The organism is Colwellia sp. MB3u-8 (assembly GCF_014076985.1).
Taxonomy (GTDB): domain Bacteria; phylum Pseudomonadota; class Gammaproteobacteria; order Enterobacterales; family Alteromonadaceae; genus Cognaticolwellia.
In genome coordinates, this window is sequence record NZ_JACGVA010000030.1 from 42,982 (window position 1) to 66,413 (window position 23,432).

17 protein-coding genes are annotated in these 23,432 nt (G+C 39.2%); 4 read left to right on the top strand and 13 right to left on the bottom strand.

The genetic code is table 11. The features are described 5' to 3' along the window. Window positions 1–43 precede the first annotated feature (43 nt). The 5 genes from H4J54_RS00425 to sdhC form a co-directional block, all read right to left on the bottom strand. Window positions 44–2,848, bottom strand: a complete 2,805-nt coding sequence (locus H4J54_RS00425) for a 2-oxoglutarate dehydrogenase E1 component (RefSeq protein ID WP_182188870.1) — start codon at window positions 2,846–2,848, stop codon at window positions 44–46. A gap of 92 nt (window positions 2,849–2,940) precedes the next feature. Then, window positions 2,941–3,651, bottom strand: a complete 711-nt coding sequence (locus H4J54_RS00430; protein WP_182188871.1) for a succinate dehydrogenase iron-sulfur subunit — start codon at window positions 3,649–3,651, stop codon at window positions 2,941–2,943. A gap of 12 nt (window positions 3,652–3,663) precedes the next feature. After that, entirely contained in the window at window positions 3,664–5,433 is a 1,770-nt protein-coding gene (gene sdhA / locus H4J54_RS00435; protein WP_182188872.1) for a succinate dehydrogenase flavoprotein subunit, read from the bottom strand. Beyond that, window positions 5,434–5,781, bottom strand: a complete 348-nt coding sequence (gene sdhD / locus H4J54_RS00440; protein WP_182188873.1) for a succinate dehydrogenase, hydrophobic membrane anchor protein — start codon at window positions 5,779–5,781, stop codon at window positions 5,434–5,436. Then, window positions 5,775–6,149, bottom strand: coding sequence for a succinate dehydrogenase, cytochrome b556 subunit (gene sdhC, locus H4J54_RS00445; RefSeq protein WP_182188874.1), 375 nt, complete (start codon window positions 6,147–6,149; stop codon window positions 5,775–5,777). Before sdhC ends, sdhD begins: the two co-directional genes overlap by 7 nt. Window positions 6,150–6,557: 408 nt before the next feature. On the opposite strand from sdhC, the gene H4J54_RS00450 reads away from it, so the two are divergent. The 3 genes from H4J54_RS00450 to tcdA all read left to right on the top strand — a co-directional run bounded on the left by H4J54_RS00450 (window position 6,558) and on the right by tcdA (window position 11,119). Further along, window positions 6,558–7,844, top strand: coding sequence for a citrate synthase (locus H4J54_RS00450; RefSeq protein WP_182188875.1), 1,287 nt, complete (start codon window positions 6,558–6,560; stop codon window positions 7,842–7,844). Window positions 7,845–8,054: 210 nt separating this feature from the next. Then, entirely contained in the window at window positions 8,055–9,599 is a 1,545-nt protein-coding gene (locus H4J54_RS00455; RefSeq protein ID WP_182188876.1) for a hybrid sensor histidine kinase/response regulator, read from the top strand. A 734-nt stretch (window positions 9,600–10,333) separates the two neighbouring features. Next, on the top strand, window positions 10,334–11,119 hold the full coding sequence (gene tcdA, locus H4J54_RS00460) for a tRNA cyclic N6-threonylcarbamoyladenosine(37) synthase TcdA (RefSeq protein ID WP_182188877.1): 786 nt from the start codon (window positions 10,334–10,336) through the stop codon (window positions 11,117–11,119). Between the two features lie 37 nt (window positions 11,120–11,156). Here tcdA and H4J54_RS00465 read toward each other — a convergent pair whose 3' ends face one another. Further along, on the bottom strand, window positions 11,157–12,848 hold the full coding sequence (locus H4J54_RS00465) for a SufS family cysteine desulfurase (RefSeq protein WP_182188878.1): 1,692 nt from the start codon (window positions 12,846–12,848) through the stop codon (window positions 11,157–11,159). 169 nt (window positions 12,849–13,017) lie between these two features. On the opposite strand from H4J54_RS00465, the gene H4J54_RS00470 reads away from it, so the two are divergent. After that, window positions 13,018–13,260 carry a hypothetical protein gene (locus H4J54_RS00470; RefSeq protein ID WP_182188879.1) on the top strand — a complete coding sequence of 81 codons (243 nt, stop codon included), beginning with the start codon at window positions 13,018–13,020 and terminating at the stop codon, window positions 13,258–13,260. A 198-nt stretch (window positions 13,261–13,458) separates the two neighbouring features. Here H4J54_RS00470 and H4J54_RS00475 read toward each other — a convergent pair whose 3' ends face one another. The 7 genes from H4J54_RS00475 to infB all read right to left on the bottom strand — a co-directional run bounded on the left by H4J54_RS00475 (window position 13,459) and on the right by infB (window position 23,432). Beyond that, window positions 13,459–14,880, bottom strand: a complete 1,422-nt coding sequence (locus tag H4J54_RS00475; RefSeq protein WP_182188880.1) for a lipopolysaccharide assembly protein LapB — start codon at window positions 14,878–14,880, stop codon at window positions 13,459–13,461. Between the two features lie 23 nt (window positions 14,881–14,903). Beyond that, window positions 14,904–15,821, bottom strand: coding sequence for a lipoprotein NlpI (gene nlpI, locus H4J54_RS00480; RefSeq protein ID WP_182188881.1), 918 nt, complete (start codon window positions 15,819–15,821; stop codon window positions 14,904–14,906). Window positions 15,822–15,955: 134 nt separating this feature from the next. Further along, window positions 15,956–18,076, bottom strand: a complete 2,121-nt coding sequence (gene pnp / locus H4J54_RS00485) for a polyribonucleotide nucleotidyltransferase (protein WP_182188882.1) — start codon at window positions 18,074–18,076, stop codon at window positions 15,956–15,958. Between the two features lie 784 nt (window positions 18,077–18,860). Beyond that, window positions 18,861–19,130: a 30S ribosomal protein S15 gene (gene rpsO / locus H4J54_RS00490; protein ID WP_182188883.1), complete on the bottom strand. Its 270-nt coding sequence runs from the start codon at window positions 19,128–19,130 to the stop codon at window positions 18,861–18,863. Between the two features lie 125 nt (window positions 19,131–19,255). Further along, window positions 19,256–20,200 (bottom strand): tRNA pseudouridine(55) synthase TruB, encoded by a 945-nt coding sequence (gene truB, locus H4J54_RS00495; RefSeq protein WP_182188884.1) that lies wholly within the window; start codon window positions 20,198–20,200, stop codon window positions 19,256–19,258. A 2-nt stretch (window positions 20,201–20,202) separates the two neighbouring features. Next, entirely contained in the window at window positions 20,203–20,610 is a 408-nt protein-coding gene (gene rbfA, locus H4J54_RS00500; protein ID WP_182188885.1) for a 30S ribosome-binding factor RbfA, read from the bottom strand. Window positions 20,611–20,744: 134 nt separating this feature from the next. Next, complete coding sequence (gene infB, locus H4J54_RS00505) at window positions 20,745–23,432, bottom strand: translation initiation factor IF-2 (protein ID WP_182188886.1); 2,688 nt, start codon at window positions 23,430–23,432, stop codon at window positions 20,745–20,747.

Below are 23,432 nucleotides of genomic sequence, written 5' to 3' on the forward strand. Positions count from 1 at the left end.
TTCCTTACACACTCTTAATTAATCTCTTTATAAAAAAGAGGGTCTATTCCACATTAAGCGCGTCATAAACTAGCGCCTGTTGTTCTTTTACATGTACTGACATATAACCTACAGCTGGTGCTGCAGAGGCATTACGACCTGCATATGTCAAATAGCCTTTCTCAGGGATAGCCGCTCTAAAGTGATGCTGTGAACAGTACCAAGCACCCTGATTTTGCGGTTCTTCCTGACACCAAACGAATTGCTTAACGTGCTGATATTTTGCAATTTCAACTTTTAGCTCATCTTCTGGGAACGGGTATAATTGTTCGACACGAATGATGGCAACATTAGTTTGCTCATTCTTACGGCGTTGATCCAGTAGTTCGTAGTAAACTTTACCACTACAGAAGACTACGCGTTCAACACTGTCAGCATCAAGCTCATCAACTTCACCTATCACATTATGGAAAACACCGGTAGAAAGCTCTTCTAATGAAGAAACGGCCATCGGGTGACGCAATAATGATTTAGGTGACATAACCACCAATGGACGACGCATAGGGCGAACCACTTGGCGTCGTAGCATATTAAACACTTGTGCAGGTGTTGTAGGTACACAAACTTGCATATTGTGATCAGCACACAGTTGTAAAAAGCGTTCTAAACGTGCAGATGAATGCTCTGGGCCTTGACCTTCATAGCCATGAGGTAACAACATAGTTAAGCCACATAAACGGCCCCACTTTTGTTCACCTGAACTGATAAATTGATCAAATACCACTTGTGCACAGTTAGCGAAATCACCAAATTGTGCTTCCCAAAGGGTTAAGCCACTTGGCTCTGCTGTAGTATAACCATATTCAAATGCTAGTACTGATACTTCTGATAATACTGAGTCATTGACATTAAATGGGCCTTGACCTTCTCTAATGTGTTGCAATGGTAAATGACAACTTGCATCGTCTTGATTATGTAAAACGGCATGACGATGGAAAAACGTACCACGACCTGAGTCTTGACCGGTCAAACGAACACGCTTGCCTAAATCAACAATTGAGGCATATGCTAAGTTTTCTGCCATGCCCCAATCTAGTAATTTTTCGCCACTGGCCATTTTCACACGATCATCGTAAATTTTATTTACGCGATTGTGTACTGGAAAACCTTCCGGGATAGTCGAAATTTTATTTGCAAGCTCTTTTAACTTCTCAAGCGAAATTTCTTTATCGTAGTCGTCATCCCAGTTATGACCAATATAAGGTGACCAATCAACAGAATGTTCTGTCATCGGACGCCACTGTTCTACAGTACATTGGCCTTCATCAAGCAATTTACGATAATAAGCGGTTAACTCATCAGTTCTCGCTTTGTTAAGCGAGTTTTCAGCATTAAGCTTATCGGCGTAAAGTTGACGGGGAGTCGCATGCTTTTTAATTTTTTTGTACATAACTGGCTGAGTGGCACTAGGCTCGTCAGCTTCGTTATGACCATGACGGCGGTAACAAACTAGATCGATTACCACATCACGTTTAAATTCATTACGATAATCAAGGGCGATTTGTGTTGCTAAGATCACCGCTTCAGGGTCATCACCATTAACGTGAAGAATCGGTGCTGAAACCATTTTTGCCACTTCAGTACAGTATTCACCACTGCGGGTATCTTCTGAACTTGATGTCGTAAAGCCTACTTGGTTATTCACCACGATACGAATAGTACCGCCAACTTTAAATGCCCGTGCTTGCGACATATTAAAGGTTTCTTGCACGACACCTTGGCCAGCAATTGCCGAGTCACCATGAATGGTGATGGGTAATACTAAATCACCCTCATTGCAATCACGACGGTCTAATCTTGCACGCACAGAACCGATAACCACAGGGTTAACAATTTCAAGATGCGATGGATTAAAGGCCAGTGCTAAATGAACATTGCCACCTGGGGTAACAAAGTCAGACGAGTAACCTTGATGATATTTAACATCACCAGAAGATAATATTTCGTCATGCTTACCCGCAAACTCGTCAAATAGCTTAGATGGGTTTTTACCCATAACATTAACTAACACATTTAAACGACCACGGTGAGCCATACCCATGACGACTTCTTTAGCACCTTGTGTACCGGCACGAGTGATGAGTTGTTTCAACATGGGGACTAGCGCATCAGCACCTTCAAGAGAGAAGCGTTTTGCACCTGGGAATTTTGCCCCTAAGTACTTTTCAAGTCCATCAGCCGCAACTAATCCCTTAAATATTTCTTCTTTCTCTTCAACGCTAAGTACAGCTTGTGACTGCACTGATTCCAGACGTTGTTGTAACCAACGCTTCTCATCAGTGGAGTTGATGTGCATATATTCTGCACCAATAGAGCCACAATAAGTCGTTTTAAGGGCTTTATATAAGTCACCAAGTTTCATTGAATCATGGCCAGTCGCCAAAGAGCCAATTTTAAACTCACGATCAAAATCATTTTCTGATAGATCATGGTGAGATAATTGCAAGTCACGTACTTTGTCACGTTTCCATAACCCTAAAGGGTCAAGGTTAGCATTTTGATGTCCACGAAAACGAAAAGCATTAATCAGTTGTAAAACTTTTACTTGCTTAGCATCACTGCCACCTGAAACAACCACGGTTTTATGTGTCTGCTGGGCCAGCTCTTTAAATTCATCGCGGATTTCAGAATGCCGATATTCAACGTCAGCACCTTCAATTTTAGGAAGTTGTTGGAAAATACCTCGCCACTCTGCAGTAACAGATTGTGAGTTATTAAGATAAGATTCGTATAATTCTTCAATATAAGCAGCGTTTGCACCACTTAAATGGGAAGACTCTATCCAAGCCTTCATAGCACCTTCGGGCATTGCCTGTTCCTTTATGGGATAAAAGCAATTAAAACAAATGGTTAAAATAAAATATCCGAGCACATTCGCTAGAAAGCGCTCGGATGATTAAATTAAACCGCTCTGGTTAGCAACATTGACTTAATATGGCCAATGGCTTTGGTTGGGTTTAATCCTTTCGGACAAACGTCAACACAGTTCATGATACCGTGACAGCGAAATACACTGTAAGCATCTTGTAGGTCATCTAAACGTTCTTCTGTCGCAGTATCACGGCTATCGATAAGAAAACGATAAGCATGTAATAAACCCGCTGGACCGATAAATTTATCAGGATTCCACCAGAAAGAAGGACAAGATGATGAGCAACACGCGCATAAAATACATTCATAAAGCCCGTCTAATTTTTCACGTTCTTCAATAGATTGCAAGTGTTCACGTGCAGGTGGCGCTTTACCATCGTTAATAAGGTAAGGTCTGATTTTTTCATATTGATTATAGAACTGAGTCATATCAATAACTAAATCACGTACTACCGGTAAACCTGGCAATGGGCGTAAAACAATCTTCTTTGCTGGAACAGCAGATAAAGGTGTAATACAAGCCAAACCATTTTTACCATTGATATTCATACCATCAGAGCCACAAACACCTTCACGACATGAACGACGAAATGATAATGATGGATCTTTTTCTTTTAATAACGTGATAGCGTCAAGTACCATCATGTCTGAGCCTTCTGGAATTTCCAGCTCATAGTCTTTCATGTAAGGCTTGTTATCAACATCAGGGTTGTAACGGTATATCGAAAAAATTTGTTTCATCGATAGTTCTCCTTAGTAAGTTCTTGCTTTCGGAGGGAAAGCTTCACGGTGGACCGGTGCCATATTTACTTGACGCTTAGACATAGATTCTGTCTCTGGCGTATAAATACTATGGCATAACCAATTTTCATCATCACGAACAGAAAAATCTGCACGCGCATGGGCACCGCGTGATTCAGTACGGAAATTCGAAGCTTTTGCCGTACAAAAAGCAGTTTCCATCAAGTTGTCTAATTCTAAACACTCGATACGCGCAGTATTAAATTCTGAAGACTTGTCATCAAGGCTAGCATGTTGAATACGTTCACGAATTTCTGTTAATTCTTTCATGCCTTCAGCCATGGCATCGCCATCACGAAACACTGAGAAATTATATTGCATGCACTTTTGCAGATCTTTACGGATCTGGAATGGACTTTCACCTTTATTAGATGACTCCCAACGATTTGTACGCGCTAATGAAGCCTCTAGATCAGACTCAGAAGCATCTTTACCCGCTTGAGTATCATTTAGGTAAGTGCCTAAAAAGTTACCTGCAGAACGACCAAATACCACTAAATCAAGTAAAGAGTTACCGCCTAAACGGTTTGCACCGTGAACGGATACACAAGCAATTTCACCAACAGCAAATAAGCCTTCTACAATCGTCTCTTTACCCGTTTCTGGGTTAAAGTTAATTGCTTGACCATTGACATTACAAGGTATTCCACCCATTTGGTAATGACAGGTTGGTATAACTGGAATAGGTTCTACCGCTGGATCAACATGGGCGAATGTTTTAGATAAATCACAAACACCTGGCAAACGTTTTTCTAGCGTTTCACGACCTAAATGATCAAGTTTAAGCTTAAGATGTGGACCCATAGGACCATCAAAACCACGACCTTCACGGATTTCTGTCATCATAGATCGAGCTACAACATCGCGTCCTGCTAAATCTTTAGCATTTGGCGCGTAACGCTCCATGAAACGTTCACCGTCTTTGTTAAGCAGGTAACCACCTTCGCCACGACAACCTTCAGTTACTAGCGTACCTGCACCGGCAATACCTGTTGGATGGAACTGCCACATTTCCATGTCTTGCATTTGTATGCCAGCACGAACCGCCATACCAACGCCGTCACCCGTGTTAATATGGGCATTAGTGGTTGATGCATAAATACGACCAGCACCACCAGTAGCAAGTACTGTTGCGCGGGCTTTAAAGTAAACTATTTCACCTGTTTCAATGCAAATAGCCGTACTACCAACAATGGCACCGTCACTATTTTTAACTAAATCTAAAGCGAACCATTCTGAGTAGACGTTAGTTTTGTTTTTAACATTTTGTTGATACAAGCAATGTAACAATGCATGACCGGTACGGTCAGCTGCTGCTGCTGTACGTGCGGCCTGTTCGCCACCAAAGTTTTTAGATTGACCACCGAATGGACGTTGGTAAATTTTACCTTCTTCGGTACGAGAAAAAGGTAAACCCATTTTCTCTAATTCGATAATGGATTCTGGACCCGTTTTACACATATATTCGATAGCGTCTTGGTCACCGATATAATCAGAACCTTTAACCGTATCGTACATATGTTGTTCCCAATGATCTTCATGAGCATTACCCAAGGCTACGGTAATACCGCCTTGCGCTGATACCGTATGAGAACGAGTAGGAAATACTTTTGAAATCAAAGCACAAGATTTGCCTGATTCTGATATTGCTAAGGCAGCGCGCATACCTGCACCACCTGCGCCAATAACAATGGCGTCGAATTCACGAATTGGAACGTTCACTTACACACCCCACACAGTTAATAAGCCTGCTACAAGATATACTAGCAACAGAACAGAAAAGAAAAATTGCAAACCACCACGTAAAAGCGCTGGTTTAATGTAATCAGAAAGTACTTGCCAGACACCAATCCACGCATGAACTAATAACGCAATAAGTGCTAAGATTGTAAATATTTTAGTGCCAAAACCACTAAAGAATGTCCGCCAGATTTCAAAAGTTACATCTGGGGTTATAACGAAAAAACCGACAAGATATAAAGTATAAAATGCTAGAATTATTGCACTTGCACGAACAAGTACAAAGTCATGTACGCCACTACGGCCTACTGTTGCTGCATTGTTTACCATAATTTAACTCCTACTACTACAGTAAGCACTAACCAAAGTGCGATAACAAATTTTGCTGTAGCATTACCCGAAGCTAACTCTTCAAAATAACCTAAATCCATAATTAAATGACGAATACCGCCAAGCAGATGATAGATAAGAGCAGAAAGCGTACCAAGGATAATTATTTTGAAGAATACACCACTAAGTAGTGTCTCTATTTGGCTGAAACCTTCAGCAGAAGATAGGGATAAAGAAAGCGTCCACAATAAAATACCAATAGCAAACACCATGATTACACCTGATACTCGGTGTAATATAGAAGCATTAGCTGCTGCATGCATTTTAATTGTTGACAAATCTAAGTTTACAGGACGTTGTTTTTTCACGATTGTCGCCTAAGGAGCTCTTGGAGCATTCAACTTATTTGTTTTTACGCTACCTAACTAATTTACTCAGTTAGATAACCCCCTTTCGATGCAAATTATATTTCTACACTTAATAATTGAATGCAAAAAAAAGAATTTAGATCGGCCCGATTATATAGGTGAAATCCATTAATTACAATTCTCTTGCCGACAAATTAGAGCCTATTTTCAAGGCTTACGACTAATGGCTAACCTTAGTTTACAAATATCTATTTACACATCTGACTTTAGTCTAGGTCTTCAACAAACGAATTGACTTATAGGGGGTGATCTGAAGTAGAATAGTGTCAGTTTTATATTAACAAAAATTGTATAAGCTCTTAATTTTCACGTTTTAACAATTTTCAATTTATAATGGGGACGAAACATATGGCTGATTCAAAAGCCTCTCTTAGTATCGACGGTAATGTAATTGCAGAATTGCCAATTCATAAAGGTAGTGCCGGTAACGATGTCATAGACATCCGTACTCTAGGTGCTGCAGGCTACTTTACCTATGACCCAGGTTTTATGGCAACAGCGTCTTGTGAGTCTGCGATCACTTTCATTGACGGTGATAAAGGTATCTTACAACACCGCGGTTATGCGATAGATAATCTAGCTAAGCAAGCAGATTACTTAGAAGTTTGTTATATTTTATTGCATGGCGAAGCGCCAAATAGAACGCAATACGATGAATTTAAAGGTATTATTAATAATCACACCATGGTACATGAGAAATTAGTACACTTTTTTCATGGTTTTCTACCTGATGCGCATCCTATGGCGATGCTATGTGGTGTGGTTGGCGCATTATCTTCGTTTTATCATAGTGACTTAGATATCCACGCACCTGATCAACGTATGCGTAGCGCACATCGCTTAATTGCCAAAATGCCAACTATTGCAGCAATGGCATACAAATATAGTATTGGACAACCATTCGTTTATCCGCGTAACGATTTAAATTATGCAGAAAACTTTTTGCATATGATGTTCTCTGTTCCAGCAGAACCCTATGTTGTTAGCCCAACAGTTGCGCGTGCGATGGATAGAATTTTTACGCTACACGCTGACCATGAGCAAAATGCATCAACGTCTACAGTGCGCTTAGCTGGTTCTTCTGGTGCTAATCCATATGCCTGCATTGCTGCGGGTGTTGCATCTTTATGGGGCCCTGCACACGGCGGCGCAAATGAAGCATGTTTAACTATGCTTACAGAAATTGGTTCTTTAGACCGTGTTGACGAATATGTTGCTAAAGCAAAAGATAAATCTGACCCTTTCCGTTTAATGGGCTTTGGTCATCGTGTTTATAAAAACTTCGATCCTCGTGCCACGGTAATGCGTGACACTTGTCACGAAGTGTTAAAAGAATTAGGTATTCAAGATCCCTTGCTTGACGTAGCAATGGCGTTAGAAAAAGTAGCGCTTGAAGACCCTTATTTCATTGAGAAAAAATTATACCCAAATGTTGATTTTTATTCAGGCATTATTCTAAAAGCGATTGGTATTCCAACGAATATGTTCACGGTAATCTTTGCCATGTCACGTAACGTTGGTTGGATTGCTCATTGGGATGAAATGCTAGGTCAAGCTGGACAAAAAATTGGTCGTCCTCGTCAAAAATATACTGGCGAAATCAACCGTAAATTTATCCCTCTAAGTGAGAGATAACAAAAGCTAAATCTTATTAGCTAACCCTTCATCTTAGATAAAAAAGGCAACCTCTTGGTTGCCTTTTTCAATTTATAATTTTGTTCAGTCCTGGAATAAGTTATTACGCAACTAATAACTTAATATATTGGGTCGACAAACTTCTAACATTGTTGTTTCAAACACTATATTGTTACAGCGATTTTTTATAATTTAAACGGTATCCTATTTGTGCTTGACCATATTTTAATCGTCGATGAAAGTCGCTTAGTTCGAGAAGCTCTAGCTAAAATATTACTCTCCTGTGGTATTAGCAAAAGTGCCATTGCTTGTATCGAAAATACTGAAGACGCCATTGAATATGCGCAATTTTCAGCCATAAGTTTGTTGATTTGTGCAGATAATTTAACCCGTGAAAATAGCTTAAATTTTCGTGACGAATTAGCAAAAGCATCCAATATAAAACAACTGCCTTTAATGGTACTCTCGCATCAAATTGATGAAAAAAATTCAGCCGTAAATTTAGACAAAGCCCATAATATAAAATGCACATTAACAAATAGCATCTCTCTATTTCCCCCCTTTAGAAAACAATATGTGATCCAAGCATTATTTGCCTTAACACAAAACGCTATATTTACCGCTAAAACTCATCAAGAAGATGATAGTGATGCGTTATCAAAGCCTGCTAGTAACACAGCACCTGTGTTACTAGAACAAAAGCCAACTATCCTGGTCGTTGACGATGAAAGCAGTAACATTGATGTAGCAGCCGGAAACCTGCGTGATCTTTACCGTGTAATGGCGGCAAAATCAGGTGAACATGCACTTAAAATAGTGGCCAATAATAAGTATAATATCCGGTTGATTTTACTTGATATTATGATGCCAAAAATGGATGGCTATCAAGTTTGTAAAAGCCTTAAAGACAATGTGGCAAGCGCCAGTATCCCGGTAATATTCCTTAGCGCTAAAGCACTCGTTGAAGATATAAAATATGGTTTTGATTTAGGTGCTGTAGATTATATTACCAAACCATTAAATGGTGATTTGCTGCGTGCTCGTGTTGCTACACACATACGCTTACAGCAGCAAAAGCTAGATCTGTCTGCGCAAGTAGCTACCCTTAAAGAAAATGCCAAGTTACGTGAAGATATTGAGAAAATAACGCATCACGATTTAAAAGCGCCCCTGAACAATATTTTATTTGAAACATATCGATTAGCTGATAAAAAAGCCGCAAAATCAATTAATCGAGCAGTAAATAATGTTGTTAACATGGTTAATAACTCACTCAATGTTTACAAAATTGAGCAAGGTATTTATACACTAGTGCCGCAGGCAACTAACTTAAACCTGTTAATTGACGATGCCATCAATGCGATATCCACTATTAGCCATGATAAAAAAGTCCACTTTGCATTAAGTGGCTTTGATAGTGAATATGCCATTATGGCTGAGCCTTTACTTTGTTTGTCAATTTTCAATAATTTGATCAAAAATGCAGTAGAGGCCTCACCTATAAATCACACGATAACGATAGAATTAACCCATGATAATAATGATATATGCTTTAAGCTCACTAACCACGGGATTATTGCTAAGCACTTACGCTCATCGTTATTTGAGAAGTACACTAGTTCAAACCATAGTACTGGCACAGGATTGGGCACCTATTCAGCTAAACTAATGACTGAGGTACAGCATGGTGAAATATCGTTTACTATTATCAATGAGCAGCAAACACAGTTTATAGTCAAACTGCCTGAGGCTTAACAGTATTGTTATAGATATTATTTAGCGATAGCACAAACAGCGCTTAGCAAATGGCTAGAAATTAAGGCTATATTCATATTACAGTGGCCAAAAACACCCTTAATTAATAGCCTGATTTTAATAGCATCTAACTAAAAGTCTTTGTAAATGGCTCAGTTCACCTGATAGAGCACTGAGTTAAACCACTTTAACTATCCTATGCACAAGCCAATAATGTGGCTAAACCATCAAGCAATAACCCTTAACAAAAATCAGCACATGGCTAATATAGCTAATACAGCTTGAATATTTGTTGTTTTTAGCCATGAAGATGTCAAAAATAACCTCATTTTATGGCGATTAAAAAGTAGTAAAGTGATATTTCGATAAATATCAGCGTTAATTAAGCAAATTATTTTATAAGGATGAGTCTTAATTTGCTAAAAAATGACATATTTACCTACATTTACACTTATATTTATCACAAACTTTTACACTATGACTAAAGCAAGCTTGATATGTGTTTAAAAAACCAACATCCTTGGCTATTTATCATCAAGATAGGTCTAATTTTCTATCAATACCCTAAATATTCATTATAAGGCTAATAAATACTAAATAGAGCAACAGGGTAAAAATTGCAGCTAAAAAAACTAAAATGATGTCTTTACTGAGCACTATATTATCTGCGCTCTTAGCTTTACTGAAAGGTACTGCTATAATGCGCAGCGAATTTTCAAGCGAGTGGATAAAAAATGTCAGATTATCAATTAAGGTTCGGTGGTATTGCCAGGTTATATGGTAACAGTCAAAGTGCAGCGCTACAGCAGGCAAATTTTTGTGTGATCGGTATCGGCGGTGTTGGTTCATGGGTAGCAGAAGCCTTAGCCCGTAATGGCATTGGGCAGATAACATTAATTGACCTAGATGATTTATGCGTCACCAATATTAATCGCCAAATTCATGCCTTAACCGATACCGTAGGCTTAAGTAAAGTTGACGTTATGCGCGATAGAATAAAGCAAATTAATCCAGAGTGCTTGGTTAGTACCATAGAAGACTTCATAACGCTGGAAAATGTCAGTGATTTACTGTCAAATTCGTTTGATTACGTTATTGATGCTATCGACTCTGTTAATGTTAAAACGGCGATTATTGCTCATTGTAAACGAAATAAATTACCGATTATTACCATTGGCGGTGCTGGTGGTCAAATTGATCCCAGTAAAATTGCCATTGCCGATTTAAGCCAAACATTTCAAGATCCGCTGCTAGCGAAAGTACGTAACCAACTGCGCAGAGAGTACAATTTTTCACGGAATGTGAAACGAAAATTTTCAATTGATGCGATATTTTCCACTGAACAACTACGTTACCCAGACTCCGAAGGTAATGTTTGCCATGCTAAGCAGTCAGGCGATGGATCGATGCGTTTAGATTGTAGTGGTGGCTTTGGCGCAGCAACTCATGTGACCGCTTGTTTTGCTTTTTTTGCGGTTGCCAAGGCAATGGATAAATATTTGAAAAAAGCGCTGAGTTAGCCTTTATATATCCTACCTAAAGGCTAATACGTCACTGTTATCCCTCTATCGAGTGCTGTATTTTCTGCACAATAGCCCTAAGCCCATTACCACGTGAAGGGCTTAAGTGTTGTAATAAGCCTAACTTAGCGAAATAACTGTCCATATCAAAAGCGCTTATTTGTGCTGCAGTTTTGTTATCAACCGCGGCCAATATAATGGCAAATAGGCCCCTGATAACTTTGGCGTCACTATCACCTTTAAAGCGAAATAAGTCATCTGCCTCTTGATAACACAACAACCATGCCTGACTTTCACAGCCAGAAATTAATGACAGTTCGGTTTTATCTTCATCAGGTAAGCGTAATTGCTTTTTACCCAACATCATAATTTCACGATGTTTACTGTCCCAACTTTTTGCTTTAGCGAACATAGCTAATATGTCATCAACCGCTAAATTCCTGTTGGCAAGCGCATCAACATTAATAATTTCATTCGGTTGTGAAGCACTTAAATCATCACTAACAGTCAATATTGACTCACTCAAGCTTTGTAATTTCTGCACAGTAAAGTCTATCTCTTGAAAGCTATTATATGCCGACAAAGATAAGCGGATGCAGCCATCAATATTGAGATATTGCATTAAAGGCATAGCACAATGATGCCCTGAGCGAACCGCAATCCCTACACTGTCTAGCGCAGTCGCAACATCATGATTATGTTGCCCTGCAAGGGTAAATGAAAATACCGGAATATCCGGAACTTCGTCAACAATAAAGTTTAACCCCTGCACGCTTGATAACTGCTCAAAGCAATATTGTGTTAATTGTCTTTCGTATTCAAGTATCCCTCTATGCCCTTGCTTTTCAACAAAACTAATCGCCGCACCTAAGGCTACAACACCAGCAATATTAGGAGTACCGGCCTCAAACTTATACGGTAAGTCATTAAATGTTGTTTGCTCAAAGCTCACCGTTTTGATCATTTCTCCACCGGCTTGATATGGTGGCATTTTCTCTAATAATTCCTGCTTACCATACAGCACACCAACACCGGTTGGGCCATACATTTTATGAGCAGAAAAAACATAAAAATCGCAGCCTAATGCGCTGACATCAACACTTAAATGAGCAATGGCCTGAGCGCCGTCAACTAAGGTTAATGCTTGATACTTATTCGCTACACGAATGATCTCTTCAATTGGATTAATTCGGCCAACAACATTAGAGATATGAGCAAAACAAACAATTTTGGTGCGTTCGCCAATAATTCCCTCTAATTGAGCAACATCTATTTCACCGGTTTGCGTTAGCGGTAATACTTTAATTTTAGCGCCCGTTTGCTTTGCAACAATTTGCCAAGGCACAATATTAGCGTGATGCTCGCTATAGCTTAAAACAATTTCATCATTGGGTTGTAATCTTGTTCGTCCCCAACTCTGCGCAACTAAATTAATACCTTCAGTACAACCTTTGGTCCAAATAATTTCTTTGCTGGTTTTAGCATGAATAAATTTCTGTGCTTTTTCTCTAACATTTTCATAAGCCACAGTTGCTCTGGCGCTTAAGGCATGGGAGGAGCGATGCACATTGGCATTATTCGATTGATAATAATTTTTATGGCTGTCAATAACACAGTTTGGTTTCTGAGTTGTGGCCGCATTGTCAAAATAAATTAACGGTTTGCCATTAACTTTACTGGCTAGAATAGGAAATTGTTGACGAAAGGAAGTAAAAGAAAATTTTTCCATAAAAATGTAATAGTAATGTCATTAAGTTGCCACAATTATATCTTAACTTGTTGGTTAAAATCTTTATAAGCGCGAGAAAATATTTATATAGATAAAATATTAAAGATCGTTCAGCAAAAAGAAATAATTTACGCTATACCTTAAGTGAGTAATTGGAGGAATAAATACTATGGCATTATTTTCATGGTTTCTTAGAAGGACAAAAGTTAGCTCCACTAAAAATAGTAAAGCGTTAATAGAGAAAGAACTATCAGTATTTAACAACAACACCATGTGGCCGATAGCTGAAGTAAGAATAAATACGGTATTACAGCAGGAATATGCAAATTCGGCAGCACATTTAAAAAAAGAAACTAAGTTCAATGCACTAAAGGAAGCTAAGATTAATGTACTTAAAGAACACATTAGCTGACACTAAGTTAACTAATAAAACTAATAAAACTAATAAAACTAAAAATATAACCATATAACCATATGGCCAATAAGTATAATGTTTAAGTTGGCTATATTTCAAGTTACTAGGTTTTAAGTTGCTAAGTTTTAAGTTGCTAAGTTTTAATTAATCAAATTGCTTAGCCTTTATTATACTTTCCACCTTGGCATAATCCCCTTAATGAGCTAAATCTCGCTTCAGATTAAAATGATAATTTGGCATTAAAAAAAGCCTGGGTGCTAACTCAATAATATTTAGATATATTTCTGGAAAATACAATTCAAAATACTCTAGCTTTGTACGCGAGGCTAAGGGTTTAAACGCTTGCGTTGTGCGCTGTTTATTACAAGAAGCTGTGGTAAACAGCCCTATTTCGTTTTGATATGTTACTGGTGTTCCTAACGTCCAGCCTTGCTGATACTTCGACAATATTGGTGTTGAGTGTTTAATTAAATTTCTCCATGGCACTTGAGACAGTATGCTTGTTCGCAACTTTTCACGCTCCCCTTGATAAAAATCAGTTAAAACAACCAAATTATGAGCAAAGGGGCTTTGCTGAACTTGCTGACACTTTTGATGTTGTTTTGGTAGCGGATATTCATCAACAAAACCAACAAAATGACTAAGTTCATGAATTAAAACATCAAGGTTGTCGTCCTGATCTATATACATAATACCCTGATCAACATTAGCACCACCTTGCTCGACAATAACACCAAGATAACGAGTATTAATGTCATTGCGTGTGATCCAAACGCTGGTATTACAGCTTATATTTTCACTAACACCATGCAGGCAATTAATGGCTTCGGCAGGTATATATTTAGGTGTTCGTAAACAAATATATTTTGCCAACTTATGATGCTCAAAGGCTGACATTAACTTTTGGCCATGTCGTAAACCTTTTAAGCTTGTGGCAAACAGTTGTACATCTACCGAACAAGCTGAATTTTTTTTTATATTATCTTCTATATTTTTTTCTATATTGTGCTCTATGTTGTACGCGAGTTTTTCTTCACCCTTCATTTGCTCTTGGCTTTCACTAAACACAGAAAACTGCTCAAGCTCATTGTACAAGCCAATATTTCCACCTTGCGATAGCCTGTTTTTATGCTCGGCAATAAAGGCTAGATCACCTTGATATAAGGCTATTTTATATAAAATGGCTAGCGCATTATTATTGCCCGCAATAGGCAATAATAATGGCTTAATGTCAGCATATTGTTGTTGTTTAAAATAAATATTTGCCAAGGCTATTCGCGCCGCAACATGCTGCTGACGTATCGCTACTCGATACCATAGTTCAGCTGATGTTATTTGCTTATCGCGACGAAAATATTCAGCTAATTGATAAGCCGTATTGGCGTCGGAATCGCCATGGAGTTTTGCTAAGTGTAGCCATGCCTTATTATTACCTTTTGCTAACAACTGAACTAATCGTTCATCGGTATTAATAAATAGGTCTAAGGTTTCTAGTATCGATAGTTGTTGACGGGTGATCTCGGCGATAGCAATTTTTTCGCGATAATCAGTGATGAAAAAACATAAGCTTAGCGATGTAAAAACAACTAAGCTTATGAGAATTTTTTTAATTATCATCAAATTTTGTCTGTAAATGCAGATTAAGGTTCACTACTTTCTAGTGTTGTTTCCCGCATTAAGTCTAATTCAAGTTTGGCATACCTGTGCTCAACAAATTCATATACGTTGGTACTAAGCGCCAGTTTAAAAAAGTTAATTGCCGCATTAACATCACCTTGCAGTTGACTGTACTTACCTAAATAAAAATAGGCTTCACATAAGCGTTCTGTGAGTGCTTCATTTGAATTTACATCGTCTGCCATCCGATCAATAAAAGTACCTTGGCTCATTTCGCCTAAGTAAAGTTTAATAACATTTTTTGCCCAAACACTTTCATCTATCTGTTGTGCATACACCACTAAGTCTTGATTGGCTTTTTGCTGATCTAATTCTACGTCCGCCAAATATTGCCACAACAGACGATAAGGATCGTTCTGCTGGTATTGTCTAAAGACTTTAAAGTCATCTGCAGCTAAATTTGGCCGACCACCATAATACAGCGCAATGCCACGATTTAAATAAGCGTATTCATGATCGGGAGCCAATTCTATCGCGGAATCAAAGGCATCGTATGCCTGATTAAATTCTTGTAACTGAGTAAAATGAATACCTAAAAAATTGTAGGCGTCTGACATATCAGGTTTTAGATTAATCGCTTGGTTAAAGTCAAAGCGAGCTAAAGCACGTAAACCCACTTTGTCGTATTCAACCCCGCGCTGATAAAACAATTCTGCTCTTTGGCCATCGCTGATTTCAGCGCGTTGTAACACTTGTGTTAATCGTGCCAGCGCTATTTCATTTTTATAACTAATGGCAATGGGTTCAGCAATAATCAAGTCGCCAATAACAGATTGCTCAGGGCTTGTTGATAAGCAACCTTGAGTGAGCAATAAACCTGAAATAAGTAACACTTTGGAAAGTAAAGCTTGAGAAAGTTGTGTTTTAGAAAGTAAGCGCACGAAAAGCAGTATCCTAGTGAGTATTTATGCTATTGAGTATATAAAAAAGGGAGCAATTAAGCTCCCTTTTTGTGTACAAGATGTCAGATAGGTTTTACAAACGTACCTGATATACTTGATTTATAACAAAAGAATTATTCTGCTGCGTCAGTTGTAGGCGCTGCAACAGGTTTTTCCATTGCTTCTTTCATGCTTAAACGTACGCGACCTTGACGGTCAACTTCTAGTACTTTAACCGTTACGTCTTGGCCTTCTGTCAATACGTCGCTAACGGCGTTAACACGTTCTTCAGAAATTTGAGAAATATGTACCAAACCGTCTTTACCTGGCAATACGTTAACAAACGCACCAAAATCAACGATACGTACAACTTTACCCGTATAAACAGTGCCCACTTCAATTTCAGCCGTTAATGCAGTAATACGTGCAATAGCATCTTTAGCTTGCTCGCCATCAGTCGCCGCAATTCTAACCGTACCATCGTCTTCAATTTCAATAGTCGTGCCGGTTTCTTCAGTTAACTGACGAATAGTTGCGCCACCTTTACCGATAATGTCACGGATTTTATCTTGAGGAACTTTCATGGTATGGATACGTGGAGCAAATTGAGAGATATCATCACGATGTCCGCCAATAGCTTCATCCATAACAGCTAAGATGTGATTACGCGCTGCTTTTGCTTGGTTTAAAGCAAGTTGCATGATTTCTTGCGTGATACCTTCAATTTTAATGTCCATTTGAAGTGCAGTAATACCACCGGTAGTACCCGCTACTTTAAAGTCCATATCGCCTAAGTGATCTTCATCACCTAAGATGTCAGAAAGTACAACAAAGTCATCGCCTTCTTTAACTAGGCCCATAGCAATACCAGCAACTGAAGCTTTGATGGGTACACCAGCATCCATAAGTGCTAATGACGTACCACAAACAGAAGCCATTGAAGATGAACCGTTTGACTCAGTAATTTCAGACACTACGCGTACTGAATACGGGAATTCTTCAGCAGAAGGCATAACAGCCAACATACCGCGTTTTGCAAGACGACCATGGCCGATTTCACGACGCTTAGGAGAACCAACAAAACCCGTTTCACCAACACAGTATGGAGGGAAGTTATAATGTAGCATGAAGCTATCAGTTTTCTCACCCATAATAGTGTCAAGACGTTGTGCATCACGTTGTGTACCTAAAGTAGCAACAACTAAGGCTTGGGTTTCACCACGAGTAAACACAGCAGAGCCATGAGTACGTGGTAATACGCCTGTCATTACGTCTAGTGCGCGGATCATTTCAGGATCACGACCATCAATACGCGGCATGCCTTTTGTAATACGACCACGAACTACTGTTTTCTCTAAGTCGTGGAATAAATCTTTGGCTTCTTGCACGTCAAGCGCAGGATCAGCCGCTAATAATGTTTCGATAACACCATTGCGAATTTCTTTAATTTTTTCGTAACGAACTGCTTTTTCAGTGATTTGATACGCTTCGTTTACCTGGCTTTCAGAAAGCTCTGTAATTTTAGCGATAACATCAGCGTTCTTAACCGGTGCAACCCAATCCCATTTAGGATTGTTAACTTCTGCAGCCATTTCTTTAATCGCCGTAATAGCTGTTTGCATTTGCTCATGACCAAACATAACAGCGCCAAGCATAACTTCTTCAGAAAGTACGTCAGCTTCTGACTCAACCATTAATACGGCAGAGTCTGTACCAGAAACAACTAAGTTCAACTGAGAAGCTTCTAATTCAGATTGTAATGGGTTAAGAATGTATTTTCCGTCAGTATAACCAACGCGCGCTGCACCAACAGGGCCGCTAAAAGGCATGCCTGAAATGGCTAATGCCGCAGAAGTACCTAATAAAGCGATGATATCTGGAGAAATTTCTGGGTTAGCAGAAACTACAGTGATGACGACTTGAACTTCGTTAGTAAACCCTTCAGGGAATAGTGGGCGAATTGGACGATCGATTAAACGACAGATTAATGTTTCTTCTTCTGAAGGACGGCCTTCACGTTTAAAGAAACCACCTGGGATTTTACCTGCAGCGTAAGTACGCTCTTGATAGTTAACCGTTAATGGGAAAAAGTCTTGTCCTGGTTTTGCTTCTTTTTTACCAACAACAGAGACTAATACTGAAGTATCGTCCATGCTAGCCATAACGGCACAAGTGGCTTGACGAGCAATAACGCCCGTTTCTAGAGTTACGGTATGTTGACCGAACTCAAATGTTTTAGTAACTGGATTAAACATTTAGTTAGTTCCTTAGATATTTTTGATTTTAATCAATCTGTACAATTATTTATTCACTTAGTTAATCATTAAATATTAAGGCGTTACCGATAAGTTACGCACTAAGCTGAACAAAAAATTATACAGTTTGATTGATTAGTTTTTTACAAATACGAAATTTGCACGCACATTATACTTAACACCTATGTTTTTACTAGCCTGAAAGCATAAATGATGGGTTTAAAAGAGAAAAACCTGAAGATTTTTGCCTATATTCGCTATTTTGACAATTTAAAAGCAAATGGCATTGATTTAGACTTATAAGGATAACCACTAGCATCAACTAGAATCAATTTTTGATACTCTATCGGGGAGTAGTAAAGCTGTCGCCCAAGCAATATAATCGCCTAACAAGTTACCTGCTAAGACACTTTTATTGATTTGCAATTTAACTGAAAAATGTATATTCCCTATATCTGATTTCTGATTTCTGATTTTAACGCTACGAATACCTTATACTTTTCAGTTTATGAGATCATCTCCATGGGTGACATAGGCATTATACTTTTGCATAAACCCTAGCTGTCAGACGGTATAGTACGAGCAATTTCGCTTATCTATCAGGCTTAAATTTAAATTTTATGCCCGATAACAGCTAAGTAGCTAGATTGTGCTGCTGATCGCTGTAAAACAGCGTAGACACAGTTTCATCTCCCTCAAACTTAGGTGAGTAAACTTAAGGGATAAAAAAGGAGCCATTAGGCTCCTTTTTATGATTTTTGCTTATTCTGTAATAAAGCTCGTCTTAACGACGTATACCTAATTTACCGATTAAGACAGTATAACGTTCAACGTCTTTGCCTTTTAAGTAATCAAGTAATTTACGACGTTGGCTTACCATGCGTAGTAAACCACGACGTGAATGGTGATCATGGATGTGCTCTTTGAAGTGACCTTGTAAGTGGTTGATTTGTATAGCTAACAAAGCAACTTGTACTTCTGGAGAACCAGTATCACCTTCAGATTGTCCGTATTCTGCAACGATAGCAGCTTTTTCAGCAGCATTTAAAGACATAATATTTACCTTAATTTTTAGTGTTTAAAATCGCGTCGAGCCGAACACTAAATCAGCAGGACGTTCTAAGAGCGCACAGTCTATCAATAACTGCTGTAATTGCAACCTAAACCTAGGGTATAAGGTTATCCAACAACAGTGATACGTTTAGGATTAACTAAACCATCATCATCGATTTCTCCAACGCCAATAAACTCACCCGTATCAACATCATCGCCAATGAATACTTGTACTAGACCATTTGCCGGCGTATTTGAGCACTGTACAGGGTTACCGTGGCGTAAAAAGTTTGCTGACATATCATCAACAAAAACCGCAGGAATACCATCACAAGCGGTTGTCATCGGTAATAATAAGTCATCTAAATACACCGATGGCGGAACATCTTCAGCGACGGCTTGTGCTAACAGAGTTTCTAATGTTTTGATTGTCACCATTTTTTCTGTCGGGTAATTACCCACAGCACTGCGACGTAAATGAGCAACATGAGCACCACAGCCCAAAAGCTCGCCTAAATCGTCAATAATGGTGCGAATGTAAGTACCTTTAGAGACATGAATATCTAAATCAACTTCATCACCTTCAAAGCGTAATAAGTCCAAGCGAAATACCCTAATGTCACGTGACTCTCTAGGTACTTGAATACCTTCACGAGCATATTTATATAAAGGTTGCCCTTGATACTTTAACGCTGAATACATTGATGGGATCTGTTGAGTTGTACCGCGAAATGAGTCTAATGCTATGGCTAATTGCTCAGCACTGACATCAACAGACTTTTCACTAACAACTTCACCATCCGCATCGCTAGTGGTAGTACGCACACCTAATTTAGCGGTAACTTGGTAAGTTTTATCGGTATCAAGTAAGAACTGAGAAAACTTAGTTCCTTCACCCAAACATATCGGTAACATACCCGTAGCTAATGGATCTAAAGCGCCGGTATGACCTGCTTTTTGCGCGAAATAAATGTGTTTAACTCGCTGCAGCGCATTGTTAGACGACATATCATAGGGTTTATCAAGTAATAAAACACCGTTAATAGCACGGCCTTTTCTTTTCTTCGCCATGGTTATTCGCTCTCTGGGGCCGGGGCTTCGTCTATTTCACCTTCGTGATTCTTCTCGTCTTCAGCAACCGCTTTATCAACTAGGTTACCCATGCGAACACCTTCAACCATAGAGCTATCATAAATAAATCGTAGCTCTGGCATAATGCGGGCATTAATACGTTTAGCTAACAAAGTGCGAATGTAACTTGCCGCTTCATTTAATACTTCGATTGAAACATCAACATTTTGACCTTCCAAAGTGAAGAAGGTAACAAATATTTTTGCATAAGCTAAATCACGGGTAATTTCTACCGCATTTACCGTCACCATGCCTAAACGTGGATCTTTTACTTCGCGCTGAATAATCATCGCGATTTCTTTTTGAATTTCTTGTGCAACTCGATCAGTACGAGCAAATTCTCTGGCCATAAATAATTCCTACAACGTAATGAGCTAATATTGATGACAGTATACCTGCATCAATATTAAGTATTACGTATATTTTGTAAATGAAAATGGAGGCTAAGCCCCCATTTTAACTAAACCATGAAAACTAAACGCGATTAAAGTGTGCGTTTAATCTCAACCGTTTCAAATACTTCGATTTGGTCACCAACACGTACATCATTATAGTTCTTAACACCGATACCACATTCAGTAGAGTTACGAACTTCTGCTACATCATCTTTAAAGCGACGTAAAGATTCCAACTCACCTTCGTAAATAACTATGTTTTCACGTAATACACGAATCGGTGCTGAACGTTTGATAATACCTTCAGTAACCATACAACCAGCAATTGCGCCAATTTTTGGTGACTTAAATACATCACGTACTTGTGCTAAACCAATGATCTCTTGCTTAAACTCAGGAGCAAGCATACCGCTCATTGCTGCTTTAACTTCGTCAATTAAGGCGTAGATAACGCTGTAGTAACGTAAGTCAATTTTATCAATCTCAATGACTTTACGCGCTGCTGCATCGGCACGAACATTAAAACCAATCACAATTGCGTTAGAAGCCGAAGCTAAAGTTGCATCTGTTTCAGTAATAGCACCAACGCCACTACCAATAATGCGTACTTTAACTTCATCAGTAGAAAGCTTAGTTAATGAATCTGAGATGGCTTCAAGTGAACCTTGAACATCAGATTTAAGTACTACATTAACTTCAGAAACTTCACCAGTTGCCATGCTTGCAAACATATTTTCAAGTTTAGCTTTCTGTTGACGCGCAAGTTTCACATCTCGGAACTTGCCTTGACGGAATAAAGCCACTTCACGCGCTTTCTTCTCATCTTTAACAACAGTTGCTTCATCACCTGATATAGGTACACCACTTAAGCCAATAATTTCTACTGGAATAGATGGACCTGCAGATTGAATAGTGTTGCCGTTTTCATCACGCATAGCGCGAACACGACCGTATTCTAAACCACAAAGTACGATATCACCTTGGTTCAATGTACCTTCTTGAACAAGTACAGTCGCCACTGGGCCACGACCCTTATCAAGTTTAGACTCAACAACCACACCATTAGCCATTTTATCAACAACAGCCGTAAGTTCTAGAACCTCTGACTGTACTAATATAGCGTCAAGTAATTCGTCAATACCTAAACCTGTTTTAGCTGATACATGACAGAACTGAACGTCTCCGCCCCACTCTTCAGAAAGTACGCCGTGCTGTGATAATTCACTCTTAACACGATCGGTATCTACACCTTCTTTATCCATTTTGTTGACAGCGATGATAATTGGCGCGTCAGATGCTTTAGCATGCTGAATAGCTTCAATTGTTTGTGGCATTACACCATCATCTGCAGCTACAACAATAATAATAATATCGGTTGCTTTAGCACCACGTGAACGCATGGCTGTAAAGGCCGCGTGACCAGGAGTATCAAGGAATGTGATCATTCCGTGCCCTGTTTCTACATGGTAAGCACCGATATGCTGGGTAATACCACCTGCTTCGCCATCAGCTACTTTAGCTTTACGAATGTAATCAAGTAATGATGTTTTACCATGGTCAACATGACCCATAATAGTCACCACAGGTGCACGTGTAATAGCTTCACCGGTATGATCGCGATCTGAAAGTACCGCTTCTTCTAAAGCATTTTCTTTCACTAACACAACTTCACGACCCATGTCTTCAGCAACTAATGCTGCAGTTTCTTGGTCAATCACTTGGTTAATGGTTGCCATAGCACCCATTTTAAACATGGCTTTAACGACTTCAGCGCCTTTAACCGACATTTTGTTCGCTAACTCTGCCACCGAAATTGTTTCGCCAATGCGAACTTCGTTTAGCTTAATTTCAACTGGCTTAGTGAAACCATGCTTTAAGCTTTGCGGTGAAGATAAGCCTGACTTGCCTTTACCTCTAGCATTACGACCACGGTTATTTCTATCTTGGCCAGCAGGTTTTTTCTTCTTGCGGCGACGACCACTTTCATCTGCCGAGTCACTTTTATCTTCAGCTTCTTGCGCGTATTTAGAAGAGGTTAAATGTACCACTTCTTTTTCTTTCGCTTTACGTTCTGCTTCTTGCTCTTTCCAACGTGATTCGTTTTCTTCAGCAAGTTTACGTGCTACTTCTGCAGACAAGCGGGCTTCTTCTTCAACTTTAGCGGCTAATTCAGCATCTTGCTGTAAGCGTAATTTTTTCGCTTCTTCAGTTTCAGCTACCACTGGTGCTGGTTTAGCAGCCGACTCTTCAATATTTTTTGCTTTCACTACAGCAGCTTGCTTAGCTTTAGCGTCTGCTTCAACTTTTGCTTCGGCTTTAGCTTCTGCCTGCACTTCTGCTTTTACTGCAGCTACTGCAAGCGCGTTTACTACTTCTTTAGCATCAGCTTCTGCTTTAGCTTTCGAGTCAATTTCTGCTTGAATGAGAGCTTCTTCAGCCGCTTTCGAATCAACTTCAGCTTGTTGTTGCTCTTCTAAATCGCTACGTTTTACGTAGGTACGCTTTTTACGTACTTCTACTTGAACCGACTTAGCTTTGCTGCCGTGACCTAACACCAAAGTAGACTTTTGCTTACGGCTAAGGGTCATTTTGCTTGGGTTAGCGGTTGAGTCATCACCATGTTGCTTTTTCAAGTGGTCAAGTAATGCTTCTTTTTCTTCTTGCGAAACAGAATCAGTTGCCGATTTATTCACGCCAGAGTCAGCCAATTGGCTAACTAAACGCTCCACCGGTGTACCGATCTCTGTGGCAAGTTGTTCTACTGTTACGTTTGCCAT

Bases quoted from the DNA above. Each gene is read 5' to 3' on its own strand.
- H4J54_RS00425 (WP_182188870.1), bottom strand. From the start codon at position 2,848: ATGCCCGAAGGTGCTATGAAGGCTTGGATAGAGTCTTCCCATTTAAGT.
- H4J54_RS00430 (WP_182188871.1), bottom strand. From the start codon at position 3,651: ATGAAACAAATTTTTTCGATATACCGTTACAACCCTGATGTTGATAAC.
- sdhD (WP_182188873.1), bottom strand. From the start codon at position 5,781: ATGGTAAACAATGCAGCAACAGTAGGCCGTAGTGGCGTACATGACTTT.
- H4J54_RS00450 (WP_182188875.1), top strand. From the start codon at position 6,558: ATGGCTGATTCAAAAGCCTCTCTTAGTATCGACGGTAATGTAATTGCA.
- tcdA (WP_182188877.1), top strand. From the start codon at position 10,334: ATGTCAGATTATCAATTAAGGTTCGGTGGTATTGCCAGGTTATATGGT.
- H4J54_RS00465 (WP_182188878.1), bottom strand. From the start codon at position 12,848: ATGGAAAAATTTTCTTTTACTTCCTTTCGTCAACAATTTCCTATTCTA.
- H4J54_RS00470 (WP_182188879.1), top strand. From the start codon at position 13,018: ATGGCATTATTTTCATGGTTTCTTAGAAGGACAAAAGTTAGCTCCACT.
- H4J54_RS00475 (WP_182188880.1), bottom strand. From the start codon at position 14,880: ATGATAATTAAAAAAATTCTCATAAGCTTAGTTGTTTTTACATCGCTA.
- pnp (WP_182188882.1), bottom strand. From the start codon at position 18,076: ATGTTTAATCCAGTTACTAAAACATTTGAGTTCGGTCAACATACCGTA.
- rpsO (WP_182188883.1), bottom strand. From the start codon at position 19,130: ATGTCTTTAAATGCTGCTGAAAAAGCTGCTATCGTTGCAGAATACGGA.
- truB (WP_182188884.1), bottom strand. From the start codon at position 20,200: ATGGCGAAGAAAAGAAAAGGCCGTGCTATTAACGGTGTTTTATTACTT.
- rbfA (WP_182188885.1), bottom strand. From the start codon at position 20,610: ATGGCCAGAGAATTTGCTCGTACTGATCGAGTTGCACAAGAAATTCAA.
- infB (WP_182188886.1), bottom strand. From the start codon at position 23,432: ATGGCAAACGTAACAGTAGAACAACTTGCCACAGAGATCGGTACACCG.